18 protein-coding genes are annotated in these 18,558 nt (G+C 37.9%); 10 read left to right on the plus strand and 8 right to left on the minus strand.

The window, feature by feature from the left end; translation table 11 throughout:
• Positions 1–11 precede the first annotated feature (11 nt).
• From ASG14_RS11285 to ASG14_RS11315, 7 genes are all read right to left on the minus strand, one after another.
• Complete coding sequence (locus tag ASG14_RS11285) at positions 12–680, minus strand: hypothetical protein (protein WP_056871173.1); 669 nt, start codon at positions 678–680, stop codon at positions 12–14.
• Positions 681–738: 58 nt separating this feature from the next.
• On the minus strand, positions 739–1,995 hold the full coding sequence (locus ASG14_RS11290) for a dihydroorotase (protein WP_056871174.1): 1,257 nt from the start codon (positions 1,993–1,995) through the stop codon (positions 739–741).
• Positions 1,992–4,028 (minus strand): BatA and WFA domain-containing protein, encoded by a 2,037-nt coding sequence (locus tag ASG14_RS11295; RefSeq protein WP_056871175.1) that lies wholly within the window; start codon positions 4,026–4,028, stop codon positions 1,992–1,994. The genes ASG14_RS11290 and ASG14_RS11295 overlap by 4 nt, the downstream gene beginning before the upstream one ends.
• 54 nt (positions 4,029–4,082) lie before the next feature.
• Positions 4,083–4,913 carry a TlpA disulfide reductase family protein gene (locus ASG14_RS11300; RefSeq protein WP_056871176.1) on the minus strand — a complete coding sequence of 277 codons (831 nt, stop codon included), beginning with the start codon at positions 4,911–4,913 and terminating at the stop codon, positions 4,083–4,085.
• Positions 4,914–4,981: 68 nt separating this feature from the next.
• A complete protein-coding gene (locus ASG14_RS11305; RefSeq protein WP_056871177.1) occupies positions 4,982–5,383 on the minus strand; it encodes a hypothetical protein in 402 nt (133 codons plus the stop codon).
• An 18-nt stretch (positions 5,384–5,401) separates the two neighbouring features.
• A complete protein-coding gene (locus tag ASG14_RS11310) occupies positions 5,402–6,952 on the minus strand; it encodes a L,D-transpeptidase family protein (RefSeq protein WP_056871178.1) in 1,551 nt (516 codons plus the stop codon).
• An 81-nt stretch (positions 6,953–7,033) separates the two neighbouring features.
• On the minus strand, positions 7,034–8,596 hold the full coding sequence (locus tag ASG14_RS11315; RefSeq protein ID WP_056871179.1) for a L,D-transpeptidase family protein: 1,563 nt from the start codon (positions 8,594–8,596) through the stop codon (positions 7,034–7,036).
• 275 nt (positions 8,597–8,871) lie between these two features.
• Here ASG14_RS11315 and hisG point away from each other — a divergent pair, with 275 nt between their 5' ends.
• From hisG to ASG14_RS11365, 10 genes are all read left to right on the plus strand, one after another.
• Complete coding sequence (gene hisG / locus ASG14_RS11320) at positions 8,872–9,723, plus strand: ATP phosphoribosyltransferase (RefSeq protein ID WP_056871180.1); 852 nt, start codon at positions 8,872–8,874, stop codon at positions 9,721–9,723.
• A 60-nt stretch (positions 9,724–9,783) separates the two neighbouring features.
• Positions 9,784–11,070, plus strand: a complete 1,287-nt coding sequence (gene hisD, locus ASG14_RS11325; protein ID WP_056871181.1) for a histidinol dehydrogenase — start codon at positions 9,784–9,786, stop codon at positions 11,068–11,070.
• 96 nt (positions 11,071–11,166) lie between these two features.
• A complete protein-coding gene (gene hisC / locus ASG14_RS11330; RefSeq protein WP_056871182.1) occupies positions 11,167–12,207 on the plus strand; it encodes a histidinol-phosphate transaminase in 1,041 nt (346 codons plus the stop codon).
• Positions 12,208–12,211: 4 nt separating this feature from the next.
• Positions 12,212–13,345, plus strand: a complete 1,134-nt coding sequence (gene hisB, locus ASG14_RS11335) for a bifunctional histidinol-phosphatase/imidazoleglycerol-phosphate dehydratase HisB (RefSeq protein WP_056871183.1) — start codon at positions 12,212–12,214, stop codon at positions 13,343–13,345.
• A 102-nt stretch (positions 13,346–13,447) separates the two neighbouring features.
• Positions 13,448–14,038, plus strand: coding sequence for an imidazole glycerol phosphate synthase subunit HisH (gene hisH / locus ASG14_RS11340; RefSeq protein ID WP_056871184.1), 591 nt, complete (start codon positions 13,448–13,450; stop codon positions 14,036–14,038).
• Between the two features lie 43 nt (positions 14,039–14,081).
• Positions 14,082–14,831: a 1-(5-phosphoribosyl)-5-[(5-phosphoribosylamino)methylideneamino]imidazole-4-carboxamide isomerase gene (hisA, locus tag ASG14_RS11345; RefSeq protein WP_056871185.1), complete on the plus strand. Its 750-nt coding sequence runs from the start codon at positions 14,082–14,084 to the stop codon at positions 14,829–14,831.
• A 94-nt stretch (positions 14,832–14,925) separates the two neighbouring features.
• A complete protein-coding gene (gene hisF, locus ASG14_RS11350) occupies positions 14,926–15,681 on the plus strand; it encodes an imidazole glycerol phosphate synthase subunit HisF (RefSeq protein ID WP_056871186.1) in 756 nt (251 codons plus the stop codon).
• A 107-nt stretch (positions 15,682–15,788) separates the two neighbouring features.
• Positions 15,789–16,376 carry a bifunctional phosphoribosyl-AMP cyclohydrolase/phosphoribosyl-ATP diphosphatase HisIE gene (gene hisIE, locus ASG14_RS11355; RefSeq protein ID WP_056871187.1) on the plus strand — a complete coding sequence of 196 codons (588 nt, stop codon included), beginning with the start codon at positions 15,789–15,791 and terminating at the stop codon, positions 16,374–16,376.
• 9 nt (positions 16,377–16,385) lie between these two features.
• Entirely contained in the window at positions 16,386–16,907 is a 522-nt protein-coding gene (locus tag ASG14_RS11360) for a hypothetical protein (protein ID WP_162238730.1), read from the plus strand.
• Positions 16,908–16,912: 5 nt separating this feature from the next.
• Positions 16,913–17,812 (plus strand): WD40 repeat domain-containing protein, encoded by a 900-nt coding sequence (locus ASG14_RS11365; protein ID WP_056871189.1) that lies wholly within the window; start codon positions 16,913–16,915, stop codon positions 17,810–17,812.
• A gap of 2 nt (positions 17,813–17,814) precedes the next feature.
• Here the strand turns inward: ASG14_RS11365 and ASG14_RS11370 are convergent, their stop codons facing one another.
• The gene (locus ASG14_RS11370; protein ID WP_056871190.1) at positions 17,815–18,537 is read right to left on the minus strand and encodes a carboxypeptidase-like regulatory domain-containing protein; all 723 of its coding nucleotides are present in this window, start codon (positions 18,535–18,537) and stop codon (positions 17,815–17,817) included.
• Positions 18,538–18,558: the final 21 nt, after the last annotated feature.

The following is an 18,558-nucleotide window of genomic DNA, read 5'->3' on the forward strand; positions in this document are numbered from 1 at the left end:
TTTGTTTAAGTTTAGTTATTAATAGTTGTTATCAATATATAAGTAGCAGAATCGAAAGATTTGTTACGGCTAAACTGAATTAATTCTTTCATAGTCTCCGCGCTTCCTTCCGTATCAAGGAAAAAGGCCATAAACGGCACGAATAAATCTTTCATTTCATCACTAACATTCAAGGTCTCCGCAGTTTTACAAATTTCTTCTACACTACTTTCCGCAAGCTGTTGATTGCTAATTAACTCCTCATAAATTTCAAATTCATCCTGAAACTCATCATCTTCAACCAACAAAAATTCCTTTAAAAAATCGCCTAGTTCAGGGTCTAAATCCTCATCGTGGCATTCCTTTATGTATAAAAGAAGGTTTAAAAGTTCAGTTCCCCTATCTATGGTTTCTTCCTCAATATTCGCCCATTCATCACTTTCTAAATAATCATCTTCGAGTTTTTGAACGTCGCTGCTGAAAAAATTCACCATCAATAAATCGAAGAAAATCTCTCTAAGCGCTTCAAATTTTGGATTAGAATCAAAAACTGCATCAAAAGCAGTTGCTTTGTCTAAAAAATTAACATCAAGTTCAAAAGCAGCAATTAATTCCGTTTGGAAGTTACCGGCTTCAATGCCTTCTGTTTCGGCGTATTTAGTTGTTGCAGCATTAAGCGCCTTTTTTACTCTATTATCCATATTATGTAGTTTCTTGTATCAATGGTTTAGGATCAAAATTTCAGCTTACCGGCCAGATTTAGCTTGCTCTGTATTGGTTATTGTTAAACACTAAAGTTACTTTTCCGGTTAATTCTCTTCCTATTAACGGACTGTTCGCTGATTTCGAAAAGTTGCTGGCCGCATTATAAACCCATTTTTCATTTGGATCGTAAACCGTAAAGTTTGCTTCCTGTCCTTCTTCTATCACCGGAACAGTTAAATTTAACAATTTGCGAGGATTTATAGCCAGTTTTTCGGCAATAAGACTGGTGTCTAAACCGGCTTTTAGTAATAATGGCAGTACAGTTTGCAAAGCGATAATTCCGTAATGTGCAATTTCAAATTCCACATTTTTAAACTCAACTTCCTCCGGGCGATGTTGCGAAATAATCGCATCAATAGTACCATCTTTTAAGCCGGCAATTAAGGCCTTTACGTCGTTTTTGCTGCGCAAAGGCGGCTTCACTTTATAATTGCTGTCAAAATCTACCAGCAAATCTTCCGTAAAAACAAGGTGATGTGCAGTAACATCACATGTAATTTGAACCCCGTATTTTTTCGCCTTGCGGATTAAGGCAACAGCACCTGCTGTAGATATATTGCTGATGTGAATTTTGGTTTCGTTATAAGTAGCGAGAAAAATATCTCTGGCGATGTGCATTTCTTCTGCCAAGGCCGGCAAGCCCTTCATGCCCAGTAGCACCGAATTTTTACTTTCGTTAATCTGCGATTTTCCCGCAATTGATTTATTTTCCGGATAAACCATTATCAAAGCATCAAGACCTTTTGCGTATTGCAAGGCACGGCTCATAAAACCATCATCCTGAATTGCTTTATCGCCGTCAGAAAAAGCCACGGCCCCAGCGCTCTGCATATCGAAAAGTTCTGCAAGTTCTTTAGCTTCACGGTTCTGGCTTAAGGCGCCAACCGGATAAACATCAACCAGATTATTTTTTGCCCTGTTAATGATGTATTCTACCTGAGATTTTGACTGCACAACAGGGCTTGTTTGCGGCAGCAAAGCTAAACCGGTAAAGCCTCCAGCTGCTGCAGCAGCCGTTAGCGTTTGTATATCTTCTTTTGTTTCGTAGCCCGGATCGCCTGCGGCGCAGTTTAAATCGAAAAAGCCTGGTGTCAGTAATGCGCCTTTAGCGTCAAAAACGTGCTCATCTTTTTCAGCAGATAAATTCCCGATGGCTTGGATTTTTCCATCAACTACCCTAACATCGCACAGTTTTGTGTTAAACTTACTTTGCGGGTCGGTAATGGTTGCACGTTTTACTAGGAGATTCATTTTGTTTTCTTGGTTTTATTAAAAAATCGGATGAGCAAAATTTCTGCTGCAATAAAAATCAGCGACAAAATTAGACAAAGTTTCCATAAAGTCTGTCCGATTTTATTACTGCCAGAAATGAGCTTTACAGCGTCTTTATCAGTATCGTAAATTTTTAGGTTATTCTTCCCTGCCAGTTTGCTAAGCTCCGAACTTTTCAAATAGTGCATAGCAGATTCTGACCTGCTAATATTGAAACTGTAAACGGCAATTAAAGAGTCTGCAAGATTTAAATTGTAGAACCCAGGCGCTTTAATCTGGTCTGCAACATAAATAATTGTTTTGCCATCAACCTGTCTGATTTCCGGAATCGCCTCGAAATTTTTTGCGGTTAACTTTAACGTTTGGTTTTTGCCTAAACTGATTTTTTTGCCAATTAATGCGTTATCAGTACCAATGTTATAATACAGCGCAGTTTCATTTTCGGCAGACAATGCTAATCGGTACATTAGCGGAACAAAAACAGGATGCCTCGCAAGATTACCATCGGCAGGATTTAAGCCGGTTGCCGCTAAATAAACCGCACCATCATCAACGCCATATTTTGCGAAATAAAGTCGCCCACCGGTAAAAGACAGTAAGCTTTCTTTATTCGTTGAGTTACGCTCGACAAAGGAAAAGTACCGGTTAGCAATGGGTAAATCAAGATTTTTAGGAATTTCTTCGAAAACCGCCTTAAAAATTGGATTTTGCAAATCTATCTTATCAACCCGGGTTTCCGTAGTATTTAAACTTTGAATAGCCGGCAGCGAAAGACCATTTAAAAAGCTGTTGTAAGTTCGAATATCTGCATCCAAATTTGGGAAGATAACCGCCGACCCACCGCCTTTCAGGTAAGCTTTTAATTGCTGTGCCAAACCACTCGAAGGATTTCTCAACCCGTTTAATACAATTAAACCGTAATTGGAAAAGCCACTGTAATTGATGTTGCTCTCTAAGTTTTCTGTAAGCTTGAAATATTTATCTGCGCCGAAAAGTGCCTTAATGTAACTCCCGGCGTCAGGGCCGTTAATGCTTAAAACCGGCAGGCTCGAATCAACTTTAAAACTGAAGGAAAGTGTATCATCAAAAGTAACGGGAAAATCTTTAATACTTAAAAGTCCTTTTTGCCATCCTGCGGTTAGTCCAGAAAAATTAAGGGTATCACGATTTGTTTTACCCGCAGCAATACTCACAGAACTTAACGCCTTTTGCTGATTGTTAATGGTCAGCTTTAGCGGAATATTAACGGCATCTTCTTCAGAATAATTTTTTAACTGAACAACAAGGCGCTCATTTGCACCAGGTTGATGATTTGGTGAAAGTGACCAAACACTATCTACAGCAACATTTGGTAGCGCAGTTGCATTTAATTTTAAAAACGAATATTGAATATCCTTATTGGTTTTGAGGTTATTTCCATCGGAAATATTTTGCTGAAAATCAGAAATAATGAAACTGTATTTATTTGCCGAACCTGACAAAATATTCTCTTGACGGTTTAAAATCTGTTGAAGATTTCTGTTCGAAGCCGAAATTTCCACCTCATCCAGTGCTTTCAAAAATTCGTCATGGTTTAAAAGCCGCTGATGTTTACCTTCGAAATCATTGGTAAGCAACTGGAATTTATCATTTAAACCGTAAGCCTTTATGAGTTCTTTCGCACGTCTTTTGGCTTCGTCCAATAAGTTGCCATCTTTATTAACGGCTTCCATACTGTAAGAATTATCCACATAGATGCTTACTATGTTACTTAAGCGCTGATTCTTCTCTCCCACAGGAAGATACGGCTGCGCAAAAGCGAGAACCAAAAACACGATTGCTAAAATTCTCGAAATGAGGATAAGTAGATTTTTTAGCTTTTCCCTTGATGAGTTTTGCTGTTCTACCTCTTTTAAAAGCTGAACATTTGAGAAATAAATCTTTTTAAATTTTCGAAAATTAAATAAATGAATAATAACCGGAATTGCAACCGATAATAGTGCGAAAAGAAAGCCCGGATAAAGGAAATTCATTAAAAACCAAAGATAGAAAAATTAAATAAAGTGGCGAATTTCAATTGTAACAACTTATTTAACTGCCATCGTTTCCAGCACTTCGGAAACTTCTTTTTCGGTGTCAACAATTTTTGTTAAAATTCCATTTTTATCAATCAGGAAGTGAGTTGGATAGGCAATAACATTTAATTTCCCACTCATATATTTATCTTGATCCGGCACAACCGCATAATCAAATTTCGTTTTAACCAAAAAATCCTGGAGCGGCTTTTTCTTATCACTCGCCAGACTTATAAACAAAATATCTTTACGGTTTTTATAGCGTTCTACGATTCTATTCAATTCAGGCATTTCCTGTACACAGGTAGCACAGCCAATAAACCAGCATTTAAACAAAACAATTTTTCCTTTCGTATTCGCAGAGGTATACCTAACGCCATTTATATCAACAAAATCAAAATCAGGAACGGGTTTAGCTTCCATGTTGAAAAAGCCAAGCTGGGTTTTAGCATAATCAGCAATAATTGCGCTAGTCTCTTCTTTGATGGTTGCAGGAATTTCTACAAGCTTATAACAGCTCGTTGGATTTTTCGACTTTAACAAAAAGGGCAAAAACCTTCCGGTGCTGAGTTGTTGCAGAAAGGCTTTTTTTGTTATGGGTGAAGCATTTTCATCAAAAGCCAGAAAATCACGATACAATTTAACATAACGGGTATGGTATTCCCAATATTGGTCAAAGTTGGTCGTTATTGCTGTCAGTGCAAATACTGGCGCTCCCGGTATGGACTTATCCTGCTGCGCTGGTAAAGCTTTAGTAGTTACTGGATTATCTTGTTTTGAACTTTGTGAACAAGACGCAAGAAAAAAAACAAATAGAATAAAGATGCTGGCAAGATTTCTCATAATTAGGGAAGGTTAATCAGGAGACAATTTAAAAAAATTAACCAACAAACTAAATTAATAGTTAATTTTTAGATAAATCCAGGAAACTCAATATTTACAATTTTCCATACGCCATTTTGCAAAGCGAAATAGAGTTTGAAAGGGCCGCTAACTATCTTCGATTGTTTCTGAACGACTGCCCGGTAACCTGCAACACCCTCAACAAAACCCATTCCTTTGCCATCAGTAAGCAATTCGAAATTTACATCAATAATGTCATACCGGCCACCAACATACTCATCAAATTTCCCAAAAATGCCTTTTAATCTGCCAACAATAGCCTCTTTTCCGATAATTTTGTTTCCCGGAAGGATAAAAAAATCATTCAACTCGGCGGTGATAGACTTTGACTGCTTAAACCAGGCGTTAATAAATCTAAGGGCACTGTTTACGATATCAGCTTGATGATTGAATGAAATATTATCCTCCATGGCACAAATCTACATCTTCTATCTAAATTTCTTCATCGCCAACCAAAGTTTCTCGTCCATGCCATAAACATCAGGCCGGTATTGAATTTTATTATTTTGAAACCATGCCGTAAAATAGGTAATTAATATAGGGGTTTCTGCCTTCGGAACGAACTGGAAAGTTGACCGTTCTTCCTCTTTATCGGTTGCTATGGATTTTGTTTTTTTGCCTGTTGCCACGAAAACTTTTAACGGTTTCAAATTCAATTCACTCCTAATCGAATCATATTTTAAGCTATCCTCTACCAAAAGCCGAGCAAGTTCGAGTGGTTTTTCCAATCGGATACATCCGTGACTAATGGCCCTGTTGGTTAGCTTAAATCCCTGCTTAAAGTTCGTATCGTGCAAATAAACACTGCTGCTATTTGGAAAAATAAACTTCAAACGCCCTAAAGAATTATTTGTTCCCGGTTGCTGAACAAATAAAAACGGAATTTTATCCCGGTTATATTTGTACCACTTAATCGTTGCCGGGTTTTCTATTCGCTTGTTGTTACGAAAAACCGCTATGTTTTTGCGCATTAAATATCTCGAACTACGGCGGGCCATTGGGTAAATTTCCTCCTGTACAATACTTTCGGGAATGTTCCAAACCGGATTGGTGTAAAGCTTTTTTATTTGGCTAAAAAGTAACGGCGTTTCTTTATTCTGAGGCTTGTCGTCTAAATCGCCGGTTCTCGCAAAAATTTTTTGTTGTTCATCGTAATTTAAATCTCTTTTTTCGCCCACACAAACTTTCATCGATATCAAGGTATCGCTGCCACAAAAATAAAATAACCTAAAATCCGGAATATTCACCTGAATAAATTTCTCTCCTGCAGATGGCATTACCCAACGTAAACGCTCCATATTAACCAGGAGGATTTTTTTAAGAGAATCATTCCTGCTACTTAAATATGCGTGTTGTAAGCTTTTATATTGCGGTGATTTATGTTGCAAAACCGTTAACGTATCCAAAATGGCCGGGGCCTTCAGTAGGCATGCATTAAATGTACTATCAGGTTGCTTAACCGCAATATAATACCGGGTAAAGATGTCTTTCGGATTAACAGCCCCGAATTTTAAATACCTGGTGTACCGGGTGAAGGCATCCGAAGCCAAAATGTCTAACCTGGCAAGCAGCTCATAATTTTCACTAACATTTTTATAATCGTTTGCTTTAAGCCTGGCTGTTAATGCAGTAATTTCCTCAAAATGAAATACCTTAGGATTAAAGCCATGCGCAGTACTTTTGGCTAAATATTTGATGAGTGAATCTAGACTCTTATCTTCAAAACAACTGGCAATAAACCTTGGTTGGTTATTAACCTCTTGATAATAATTATTGAGTTTGCTTACGTTGATGTACTTTTCTGAAAGAAGTTTAAACTCCTTTTTAAACACAAGATCATACGCAGTCGTATCGAAATCATTGTAAATCGAACTACCTAAGCTAATGGCTAATTGCTGACCGATTTCTGGTTTTTTGTTGAAATTTAGAAAAAAAATAACAGCTAATAAAGGAATAAAAAACGAGGTAAAAGTTTTCAAGATTGCTCGGGTTAAAATAGAAAATTTGTTTCAACTCGGGATGTTTTTAAGCTATTTTATAGGGTGATTACTTTACGCGTTTTATCTAAATTTTTTCATTGCAGACCACAATTTTTCGTCCATGTCGTAAACATCAGGGCGGTATTCAATTTTATCATTTTGAGACCAAGCCGTAAAATAGGTAATTAACAACGGAACGGCTTTTTTTGGCCCAAACCAAGCTGGTTTCAATTGGAAAGATTTCAAGGTATCCGCCTTTTTTGCCATTCGCTTGCGATACCAGTTCATGTGCGTGGTATCAACCGGCAATAAATCTACTTCAACCCTCAACTTGTCATAGGCGTAATTATCGTCGAGTAATTTCTCCGCAAATTCAAGGGGCTTTTCTACGCGTACGCAACCATGACTAATTGCCCGGTTACTTAACCCAAAGCCACTTTTATTATTGGTATCGTGTAGATAAATACTTGAGCTGTTATCAAAGATAAATTTAAACTTACCTAAAGCGTTTCCGTCGCCAGAACCTTGTTTAAATTTAAAAGGCAACTTATCCCGCGAATATCGGTTCCAGTTTATGGTATCCGGCTCGCCGATGAGCTTATCTTTGTAGTAAACTTTGATGTTACTATTCGAAAGATAGTATCGGTCCTTCCTGGCCATCCAATAGATTTCACTTTGCGCAATGCTAACCGGTATATTCCATATTGGATTGGCCTGAATTGAATTTATCTTACTAAACAATAAAGGGGTTTCGTGGTTTTTCGGTTTATCGTCTAAATTGCCCGATTTCGCAAAGGCCTTCATCTTCTCTTCATAACCATTTTCACGTTTACCGCCCACGCAAACTTTCATTGAAATTACCGTATCCTGCTTATCAAACCAGGTCAGTTTAAAATCTGCAATGTTTACCTGCACATAATTATCACCCGTTTCGGGCATTTGCCATCTGAAACGTTCCATATTTAACAGCAAAATTCGCTTCTCATCTGCAGAATTTGCATTAAGGTAAGCGGTTTGAAGTGCCTTATATTGGGGCGATTTTGGCTGAACATTCTTCAAGGTATCAATCAAACTTTCTGAAGCCAGCATTTTGCTCATTCGTAAACTATCCGGCCGTTTTACTTTGATGTAATATCTGGAAAAAATGTTGCGGGGATTTACCACGCCATACCGCAAAAAATTTGTATAATTTAAATAAGCATTTGCACTCAGAATTTCAAGCCTGGCAATTACAGGATAGCTTTCATCAACAGTCTTAAATTTATTTGCTCCAAGTTCATTTATCAAACTTTGCAGCTCATCAATATTAAAAAGCTTAGGGTTTAAGCCGTGGACTGTACTATTCTTTAAATAATTATTTAAGGAATCCAATTCGCCATTGACATAAAATTTTGTAACTAATCGTGGCTCATCATTGTTGTGTTCGTAAAAAGCCTTAATCGTTTTTGGGTTGATGAAATTTTGAGAAAGATCGCCCATCGTTTTAACGAAAACACTATCGTAGGCTGCCGTATCAAAGTCTTTGTAAATTTTATTGTTGAAATGTTCAGCCAGAATTTTGCCGATTTCTGGAGGAGATTTGAACCAGTTACAGGCAGAAACAGAAAGAACTAAAGGAATAATCAGAAAGCGGAAGTTTTTCAACACGTAATTAATTTAATACAAAATAAGGTTATCGGAAATAAAAACAGCATAAAGGCAAATTAAGTGCCATTATTTTTTGTTTTACGGATTCAAACACTATATTTGCCAGCGCTTATCAGCTAAAGTATTGATACTGGCATAAATAATTTATGAATTTAATTTTGAACCATCACTTACATTTACACCATCGCCGATAGGCGATATGATATGTTTGTTTTGTACTTCAAAACTTTTTTTCCGTAAAATTATTTCTTGTTCATTCTATATTCAATACTTTGAAAACACTAAAAATTGCTATCCAGAAATCGGGTAGGTTAAACGAAAAATCCGTAGAAATATTAAAAAACTGTGGTCTTTCTTTCGAAAACTACAAGAGTTCGCTGATATCAACTGTTCAAAATTTTCCTTTGGAAATCCTTTTTCTTCGAGACGATGATATCCCGGAGTATGTTCAGGACGGCATTGCCGATTTGGGTATTGTTGGGGAAAATGTAATCACCGAAACTAAAGCTGGGGTAGAATATCTACAGCGTTTGGGATTTGGAAAATGCACATTAAAAATCGCTGTTCAAACCGGTAGCGATATTCAAAAACTTGAAGACTTAAATGGTAAGGCAATCGCAACCTCTTACCCTGTTATTCTAGAAAAATTCTTAACCGAAAAAGGAATAAAATCTGACATCAGAACCATCTCCGGCTCGGTAGAAATTGGCCCGGGTTTGGGTTTAAGTGATGCCATTTTTGACATCGTTTCTACAGGCGGAACTTTGAAAAGTAACGGACTAAAACCTTTCGCTGATGTGATGAAATCGGAAGCCGTTTTAATCGGAAATAAATCGATTGTAAACAACCCGGAAGTTGCAGAATTACTTCAACGTATTCGTTCAGTTTTAAGTGCAAAATCTAACAAATATGTTGTGCTCAATGTATCAAAAGATAACCTTCAAAAAGTTGTTGATTTGTTGCCTGGTGTTAAAAGTCCGACGGTTGTTCCTTTGTTCGAACCTAACTGGGTTGCTGTTCATTCTGTAATCGCCGAAGAAGATTTTTGGGATAAAATAAATAGCCTTAAAGCTGCAGGTGCCGAAGGTATTTTGGTGATGCCAATTGAAAAAATAATCACCTAAAAAAGCATAAAAACCTAAAAAAAAAACATTAACTATTAGTTAATTTAAAATTATAACACATTGAAAGTCTATAACTATAAAGATTTATCTGAATCAAATATTGAGCACCTGTATTCGCGACAAATTGAAGACGATAAATTAGTTGAAGAACGGGTTTCAGACATCATTAAAACCGTTAGAAATGATGGCGATAAGGCGCTGATCAATTTCTCAAAACAGTTTGATAAAGTCACCCTTGAAAAGCTTTATTTAGATGCAGAAGAATTGGAAACGATCGCATCATCCATTCCACCCGATGCAAAAAAAGCTATAGAAACTGCTTACCAAAATATTAAAGTCTTTCATCAATCTCAATTAAAATCGGAAGAGAAAATTGAAACGATGCCAGGTGTGGTTTGTTGGCGGGAATCGAGAGCAATTGAGAAGGTTGGACTCTATATTCCGGGTGGTACGGCTGTTTTACCCAGCACTTTTTTAATGTTAGCTACGCCTGCAATTATCGCCGGATGCAAGGAGATTGTAGTTTGCTCGCCACCGCAAAGTGATGCTAAAACGAACTGTTATCTCGCCTACTGCGCTGTGCTTTTAGGTATCGACAAAATCTACCTAATCGGGGGTGCACAAGCAATTGCTGCAATGGCATTTGGAACGGAAACCGTTCCGAAGGTTTATAAGATTTTCGGCCCGGGAAACCGTTATGTAACAACTGCTAAAACCATGGTGCAAAATAAGGTGGCCATCGACATGCCTGCGGGTCCATCCGAGGTTTTGGTAATCGCTGACGAAACTGCCAATCCGTCATTCGTGGCCTCAGACTTACTTGCACAGGCAGAACATGGCATTGATAGTCAGTCGGTTTTAGTTGCTACATCTATGGATGTTATAGATAAAACACTTGTAGAAATTGATTATCAATTGACTACTCTACCTAGAAAAGAAATCGCCGCAAAAGCAATTGCAAATTCTTACGCAGTTTTAGTCGACAATTCTAATGAGGCAATGCATTTTTCAAATGAATATGCTCCTGAGCACTTAATTCTCGCTACCGATAAGTTTGAAAGCCTTATTCCATTGATAATCAATGCAGGCTCAGTATTTCTTGGCAACCTTACGCCAGAAAGTGCCGGAGATTACGCCTCTGGAACTAACCATACATTACCTACAAGTGGCTTTGCAAAAGCTTATTCGGGCGTTTCTACTGATGCGTTCCTTAAGAAAATCACCTTTCAACACTTAAAAGTCAATGGTTTAAAGAATATTGGAAACACCGTAGAAATACTTGCTGCCGCGGAAGGCTTAGAGGCGCACAAAAACGCAATCACTTTGAGATTAAATAACATAGAGTAAAAGCATAAGGTTCGGCCCAATTGATGTGACAAAGCCACAAGATATTATGGTTTAATCATGTTGACTTGTTCTTTCAACCTTCATAAAGCATAAAAAATGGACATTAACGATTTAGTTAGAGAAAATATAAAAAATCTTAAACCCTACTCCACCGCCAGGGACGAATTTAAAGGGCATGCATCCGTATTTCTAGATGCAAACGAAAACAGTTATGGTTCTCCCCTACCTGCAAATTACAACCGCTATCCGGATCCGTTGCAATTGGATTTGAAAGATGCTATCAGCAAAATTAAAGGCGTCCCTATCGAAAATACATTTTTAGGTAACGGCAGTGATGAGGCTATAGATTTGCTTTTCCGTGCATTTTGTAATCCAGGAAAAGACAATGTAATTGTACTACCGCCAACCTATGGAATGTACGAGGTTTCGGCTAATATAAACGATGTTGAAATTCGTAAAGTCAGCCTGCTTCCAAACTTCCAGTTAGATATGGAAACGATAGCAGAAACAATCGATGAAAACACCAAATTAATTTTCATTTGTTCGCCAAATAATCCGACAGGAAATTCGATAAATCGTGAAGATATCGAAACCATTTTAGCCAACTTTAAAGGCATCGTTGTGGTGGATGAAGCATACATAAATTACGCCCGTCAGAAGACGTTTATTCAGGAGTTAACGGAGTATGTAAACCTGGTTGTTTTACAAACTTTTTCGAAAGCCTGGGGACTCGCTGCCCTCCGTTTGGGAATGGCATTTTCATCACGAAAAGTTATCGATGTTTTAAACAAAATTAAACCGCCTTACAACATCAATCAGGCTACTCAGGATTTGGCTTTTGAAGCCTTAAAAAACATCGAACAAGTTAACGCATGGATTAAACAAGCTGTGGCCGAAAGGGAGCGACTTTCTGTCGATCTGCAAACGCTCGGTATTGTTACCAAAGTATATCCCTCAGATGCAAATTTTATATTGGCAGAAGTTACCGACGCAGCTAAAATTTATGATACTTTAGTAAACGAAGGGATCATTGTTCGCGACCGCTCGAAAGTTATCTTATGCGAAGGCTGTTTGCGAATTACCGTTGGCACGAAAGAAGAAAATGATAAACTATTAACCATTCTGAAAAACTTTTAGAAAGATGAAGAAAGTATTGTTTATAGATAGAGACGGAACGTTGAATATTGAGCCGGCCGATGAGCAGGTTGACAGTTTTGCGAAACTGAAATTTTATCCCCGCTCGCTGTATTATCTGTCAAAGATTGCAGCCGAAATGGATTACGAATTAGTTATGGTTACGAATCAGGACGGATTGGGAACAGCTTCAAATCCTGAAGAAAATTTCTGGCCGATTCATAATTTTATGCTGGATACTTTCGCCGGCGAAGGCGTAAACTTTAGCGAGATTATTATTGACAGAACTTTCGCTAAAGATAATGCGCCAACGAGAAAACCGGGCACCGCATTGTTGACGAAATACCTTAGCGGTGACTATGATTTGCAAAATTCTTACGTTATTGGCGACAGGCTGAACGACGTTGTGCTGGCAAAGAATTTAGGTGCAAAAGCCATTTTTCTCCGTCAGAATGATGCTCTTGGTTCTACTGAGGCATTAGATAAACACGAAACCCTACTTGATGTTATTATTCTGGAAACGCAGAAATGGGAAGACATTTATAACTTACTGAAGGCAGGAAGCAGAAAAATCAGCCATGTCCGTAAAACGAATGAAACCGATATCACCATCAATTTAGACCTCGATGGAACCGGAAAAACAAAAATTGAAACCGGTTTAAATTTCTTCGACCACATGCTGGACCAGATTGCCAGGCACGGAAGCGTAGATTTGGAAATAATTGCCAAAGGCGATTTACACATTGACGAACACCACACCATTGAAGACACCGGAATTGCCCTTGGCGAGGCTTTTGCTAAAGGTTTGGGCAATAAACTGGGCATTGAGCGTTATGGCTTTTGCTTACCGATGGATGATTGTTTGGCTCAGGTTGCAATAGACTTTGGTGGACGCAACTGGATTGTTTGGAACGCGGAATTTAAACGTGAAAAAGTTGGCGATATGCCTACCGAAATGTTTTATCATTTCTTTAAATCATTCAGCGATGCCGCGAAATGTAACCTGAACGTTAAAGCCGAAGGTGATAACGAACATCATAAAATTGAAGCGATATTTAAAGCCTTTGCAAAGGCGATAAAAATGGCAATTAAACGCGATGCTGAAAAAATGGTATTGCCGAGCACCAAGGGCTTGTTGTAAGTGAATAACTGTCAAATAATAAACGTAAAAAAGAAGAAACATACGAACAATGTTGAAGATTGATAGTCTTTAATTTTTGTTCTTACCTTCAATTAAAAAAATATGATTGGAATAGTAAATTACGGTGCCGGCAATATCTTCTCGTTAACTGCAGCTTTGGAGCGTTTGGCACTTAATTATGGCATGGTTAATACCGAAGCTGACCTGGCCACGTATAGCCACATCATTATTCCGGGTGTAGGCCACGCAGGTGCAGCAATGGAAAAATTAAAGCATACAGGATTGATTCCAGCCATAAAAGCATTAAACAAACCAGTTTTGGGTATCTGCGTAGGTATGCAATTAATTACCGAACATTCGGAAGAAGGCGATGCACCGCTACTGGACATTGTACCTTTAAAAACAAGGAAATTTGATAAGTTGCTGAACATCAAGATTCCACATATGGGTTGGAATGCCGTTAACCACAAAAACAATTCATTATTTGAAGGTGTTGAAGAGAATGCACAATTTTATTTTGTTCATTCGTACTTTATTGAATATAACCCTACTTTTGACATCGCCTCTGCCAATTACGGACTAAAATTTTCGGCAGCAGTACAAAAGGACAATTTTTATGGCGTTCAGTTCCATCCCGAAAAATCGGGCAAAGCTGGCGAGCAGATATTAAAAAATTTTTCAAACCTTAGTTGAGCTTCTGAAATTAAGTAACAACTTTTAACTTATAACTCAAGAAATGTACATAATTCCTGCTATTGATATTTTGGATGGAAAAGTAGTTCGCCTGCGTGAAGGCGATTACAACCAGAAAACTGAATATGATGTATCTATCGCTGAAATGATAGAAAAATACCGTTCTAATGGAACAGATTTTATCCATATTATCGATTTAAATGGCGCTAAGGGTGATTTTAGCAACCAGAAATCACTGTTTGAAATCATTAAAAAAACGGAAATGAAAGTTCAGTACGGCGGGGGAATCCGTACGATTGAACAGGTAACAAATTTGCTCGATGCAGGAATTCATCGCGTAATTGTGGGCACACAAGCCATTACCAACCCAGATTTTTTACAACAATTAAGCGAGGCTTTTGCAAAGAAAGACAACTACGCTAACCGAATTGTTATCGCCATCGATGTTTTGGATGAGGTGATAAAATATTCGGGTTGGATGGAAAGTTCGCCTATAAAGCTAATGGATTATGTTGATAAATGTTTGGCACTTGGTTTCTTCCGTTTCTTATGTACAGATATTAGCAAAGACGGCAAATTAGGCGGTGCCGCTATTGATTTATACAAAAAATTACTTGAGCATTCTCCAATGATTAAGTTAATCGCATCGGGTGGTGTAAGTTCGATGGAAGATATTCACGAATTGGCTAAATACCCTATCAGAAGCGTTGTAGTTGGTAAGGCTATTTACGAAGATCGAATTACCATCGAAGAAATTAAGGAGTGGAATCTGAAAGCGCTGACTTCGATATAAAGCGAAAACATTAGTCAAATCGTCATTGCGAGGCACAAAGTAACTTATTTCGATAGAAAAATTGCTTTATGTATCACGGTGAAAAGCCAAACAAATGCTTAGTAAAAGAATAATTCCCTGTTTAGACGTTAAAGACGGTCGCACAGTAAAAGGTGTAAATTTTGTTGATTTGCGGGATGCCGGCGACCCGGTGGAATTGGCTGCGCAATACGCAGAGCAAGGTGCCGATGAACTGGTTTTCCTTGACATTACCGCCACACACGAACGCCGAAAAACGATGATAGAAATGGTTAAATCGGTTGCCAGACAGCTAAATATTCCATTTACAATTGGAGGTGGTATTACAGAAATTGCCGACGCTGAAGCGCTTTTAAATGCAGGAGCAGATAAAATCAGCATCAATTCTGCAGCAGTAAGAAACCCGCAATTGATTGAAGAACTGGCGAAGGCTTTTGGAGTTCAATTTGTGGTTTTGGCAGTAGATACCAAACATATCGATGGCAAAAATATGGTGCACTTAAATGGCGGCAGGTTAATTACAGAGTTGGAAACCGAAGTCTGGATTAAACAAGCTGAAAATTTAGGGGCCGGAGAAATTTTGCTAACTTCTATGGACCATGATGGCACAAAGGCCGGTTTTGATTGTGGTTTACTCGGCAGCGTTAATCAAATGATAAATATACCGATAATTGCATCGGGCGGTGCAGGCAGTATGGATCATTTTACGGAGGTTTTCCAAAAAGCAAACGTCGACGCAGCGCTTGCAGCATCGGTATTTCATTATGGCGAAATCTTAATACCCGATTTAAAACGAGAATTAAAAAGGAATAAAATTCCTGTGAGAATATAATAAACTCGTCATTGCGAGGCACGAAGCAATATTACTAGTTGAGTAGGCACTAAACCTACCGCTTTAAGATTGATTCATTGCTCGCAAGGACGGAACTAGAAAATACAATGAATATAGATTTTAGTAAGAGTGATGGTTTGGTCCCGGTAGTGATACAAGATGAGCAAACTTTAGAGGTTTTAATGCTTGGTTACATGAATGCAGAGGCTCTGGAGAAAACGCAATCCGAAGGTAAGGTTACGTTCTTTTCCCGCTCTAAAAATCGCCTTTGGACGAAAGGTGAGACGAGCAATAACTTTCTCTACGTAAAAGAAATTTTTGTTGATTGCGATAATGATACCATTTTAATTAAGGCGCATGCGGTTGGTCCTACCTGCCATACGGGCAGTCGTAGTTGTTTCAAAACTGATTTTAATCAGAATTTCATTTTCGAACTGGAGAACATCATTGCAGACAGATATGAGAATCCTGTTGAGGGTTCCTACATCAATAAAATGCGAGGCAAAGGGTTAAATAAAATTGCCCAAAAAGTTGGCGAAGAAGGTGTAGAAACAGTTATTGCAGCATTAGCAGAATCAGAGGAAGAACTAATAGGCGAAGCCTCGGATTTAATATTTCACTTATTATTTTTGTTAAAAGAAAAAGGATTATCGATTCAGGATATTGCAAAAAACTTAGAGAAAAGACATAAGTAAGATAGACTATTGAACACCGAAATAACCTTTGACCACTTGAATATCTATGTTAGGACTAAGATTCCGACGAATAGATATTTAAAAGTATTTTTAGTAATTGTTAATCTAAGTGCAGCAATTGGTTTATTTTATTTCGTCTTCTTTCTGCAAAAAGATAAGCCAAATCCATTACCATTGTTATTACCCATAGCTTACGGATGTACAATTGGCAAATATTTTCTTTGGAACACCTTTGGAGAAGAATTTTATATTATTAGCACAACTCATATAACTTACCAGCATCATTATGGTATTTGGAAAACCACACAAAAAACTTTAAAGTATGACTTCATCTCAACGGATAGTACCAATCAAAATGAATTGACCTTGATTTTCATCAATTATAACAATGAAAAGTTGCAAGAAGAGATCTTTAGAACATCATTACCAATCTCGGCTGTTGATTCAGAAAGAATCTTCAATCGTTTAAACCAAATCAAAATCGATGAATTTGGTGATGAAGTAAATTTTCCGAAAATATTTGCAAATTGACATTCATGCTTAAACACTTAAAAACCCTTTCCGGCCATCAGAACCCTGTGTACGCTTTAGCAAACTCATCTAATGATGAAACTTTTTTTAGCGCCGGAAACGATAAAGGTGTTGTAGAGTGGTCATTGGGGACTATGGCTTTTGTGAAAGTCAAAATGCCTGTTCAAAGCTCTGTTTACTACCTGCATTATTATAACAATCAATTATTTGTTGGCGAACGTAGCGGTGCTTTTAGTGTCTATGATTTTCACGAAAGCAAAATAATTGCAAGAATTAACGCTCATATAAAGCCGATTTTCAACATTCAAACAGTTAAAAGTAAAAATGAACTTTTAACCACCGGTGAAGATGGCACCGTTGCAGTTTGGTCGTTAAATGATTTTGCTGAAATTTACCGATTTCAAGTCGCCGCTGATACAGTGCGGACGATTGCAATCGCTCCTGATGAAACCGAAATCGCCTTCGGCTGCAAAGATCATCTGATAAAAATTTACAACCTAAGCGATTACAGCAGAAAAAAAAATCTGGAAAGCCATTCGCTACCAGTTACTTCGGTAGCCTATCACCCAACAGGCAAATATTTAATTTCTGGAAGCAGGGATGCGCAACTCAAAATCTGGAGTTTGCCCGCATATGAATTGGTTCAAAATATTCCGGCGCATCTGTTCACCGTTTATGATATCGCTTTTCACCCCACGCTCCCCTACTTTGCTACGAGCAGTCAGGATAAGAGCATTAAACTTTGGGATGCAGAAAACTTTAAACTTTACAAAATTTTAAGTTTGGAAAAGGCAGGAATTGGCCACACACACTCCATAAACAAATTAATGTGGAGCAATAATGGCAAATATTTGATAACTACGGGCGATGACCGGCAAGTAATGGTTTGGGAGATGGAGCTATAAATTTAGCCATTCAAAAACTTAGAGATTTTTTCAAACATGGTTGGTTGCTTTATAATACCGAGCCCTCCCAGGATGTAGTTACCCGCCTTTAAACGAATCACAATTTTATCCTTCTTAAACAGGTTTATTTTTACATACTGACTTTGATAGCCAATATAGCTTAAATCCAGCACAACACTCTTTTTAAACTTATTGCGGTCTAAAACAATTTCGAATTTACCTTCATTATCTGTAACAACTCCAGTCGGCAAACCGTTTACCTTTATACTTGCACCGATAATTGGCGTATTCTCACCTTTATCGATTACAGTTCCTTTTATTGTTACCAAAGCGGTCTCGGCCCTTTCGTGAACCAAACTTTTAACAGATTTATTACTGTAATCGCCCTGCGAGACAGGATAGGATTTCACTTTGATTGCCTGGGTTGGTTTAGGAAAACTTAATAATGCAATTAAAGATGCCGCAACCAGGCCTGGTTTAAATCCTGCCATCGAAAAATTTGATTTGGAATCTATAACACGGTTAAGTTGCGCTGGCCGAAATCTACCACAGCTTTTACCTTGATCTTTGGCAAGCCAGTTTTTTAATTCGAAATCCGAAAACTGTGTAAAATCAACAACCGACTTTTGACAAGAAGTACAAAACCTGCCATCTTTATGTTCTTGCATACCTGCCCATTGTTGTGTACAAGGAGCATCAATTGTTATTTTAAAAGAAGTTGCCATAGAAGTTATTTTATAACATGA

It is taken from the genome of Pedobacter sp. Leaf194, assembly GCF_001423945.1.
Classification (GTDB): Bacteria; Bacteroidota; Bacteroidia; order Sphingobacteriales; family Sphingobacteriaceae; genus Pedobacter.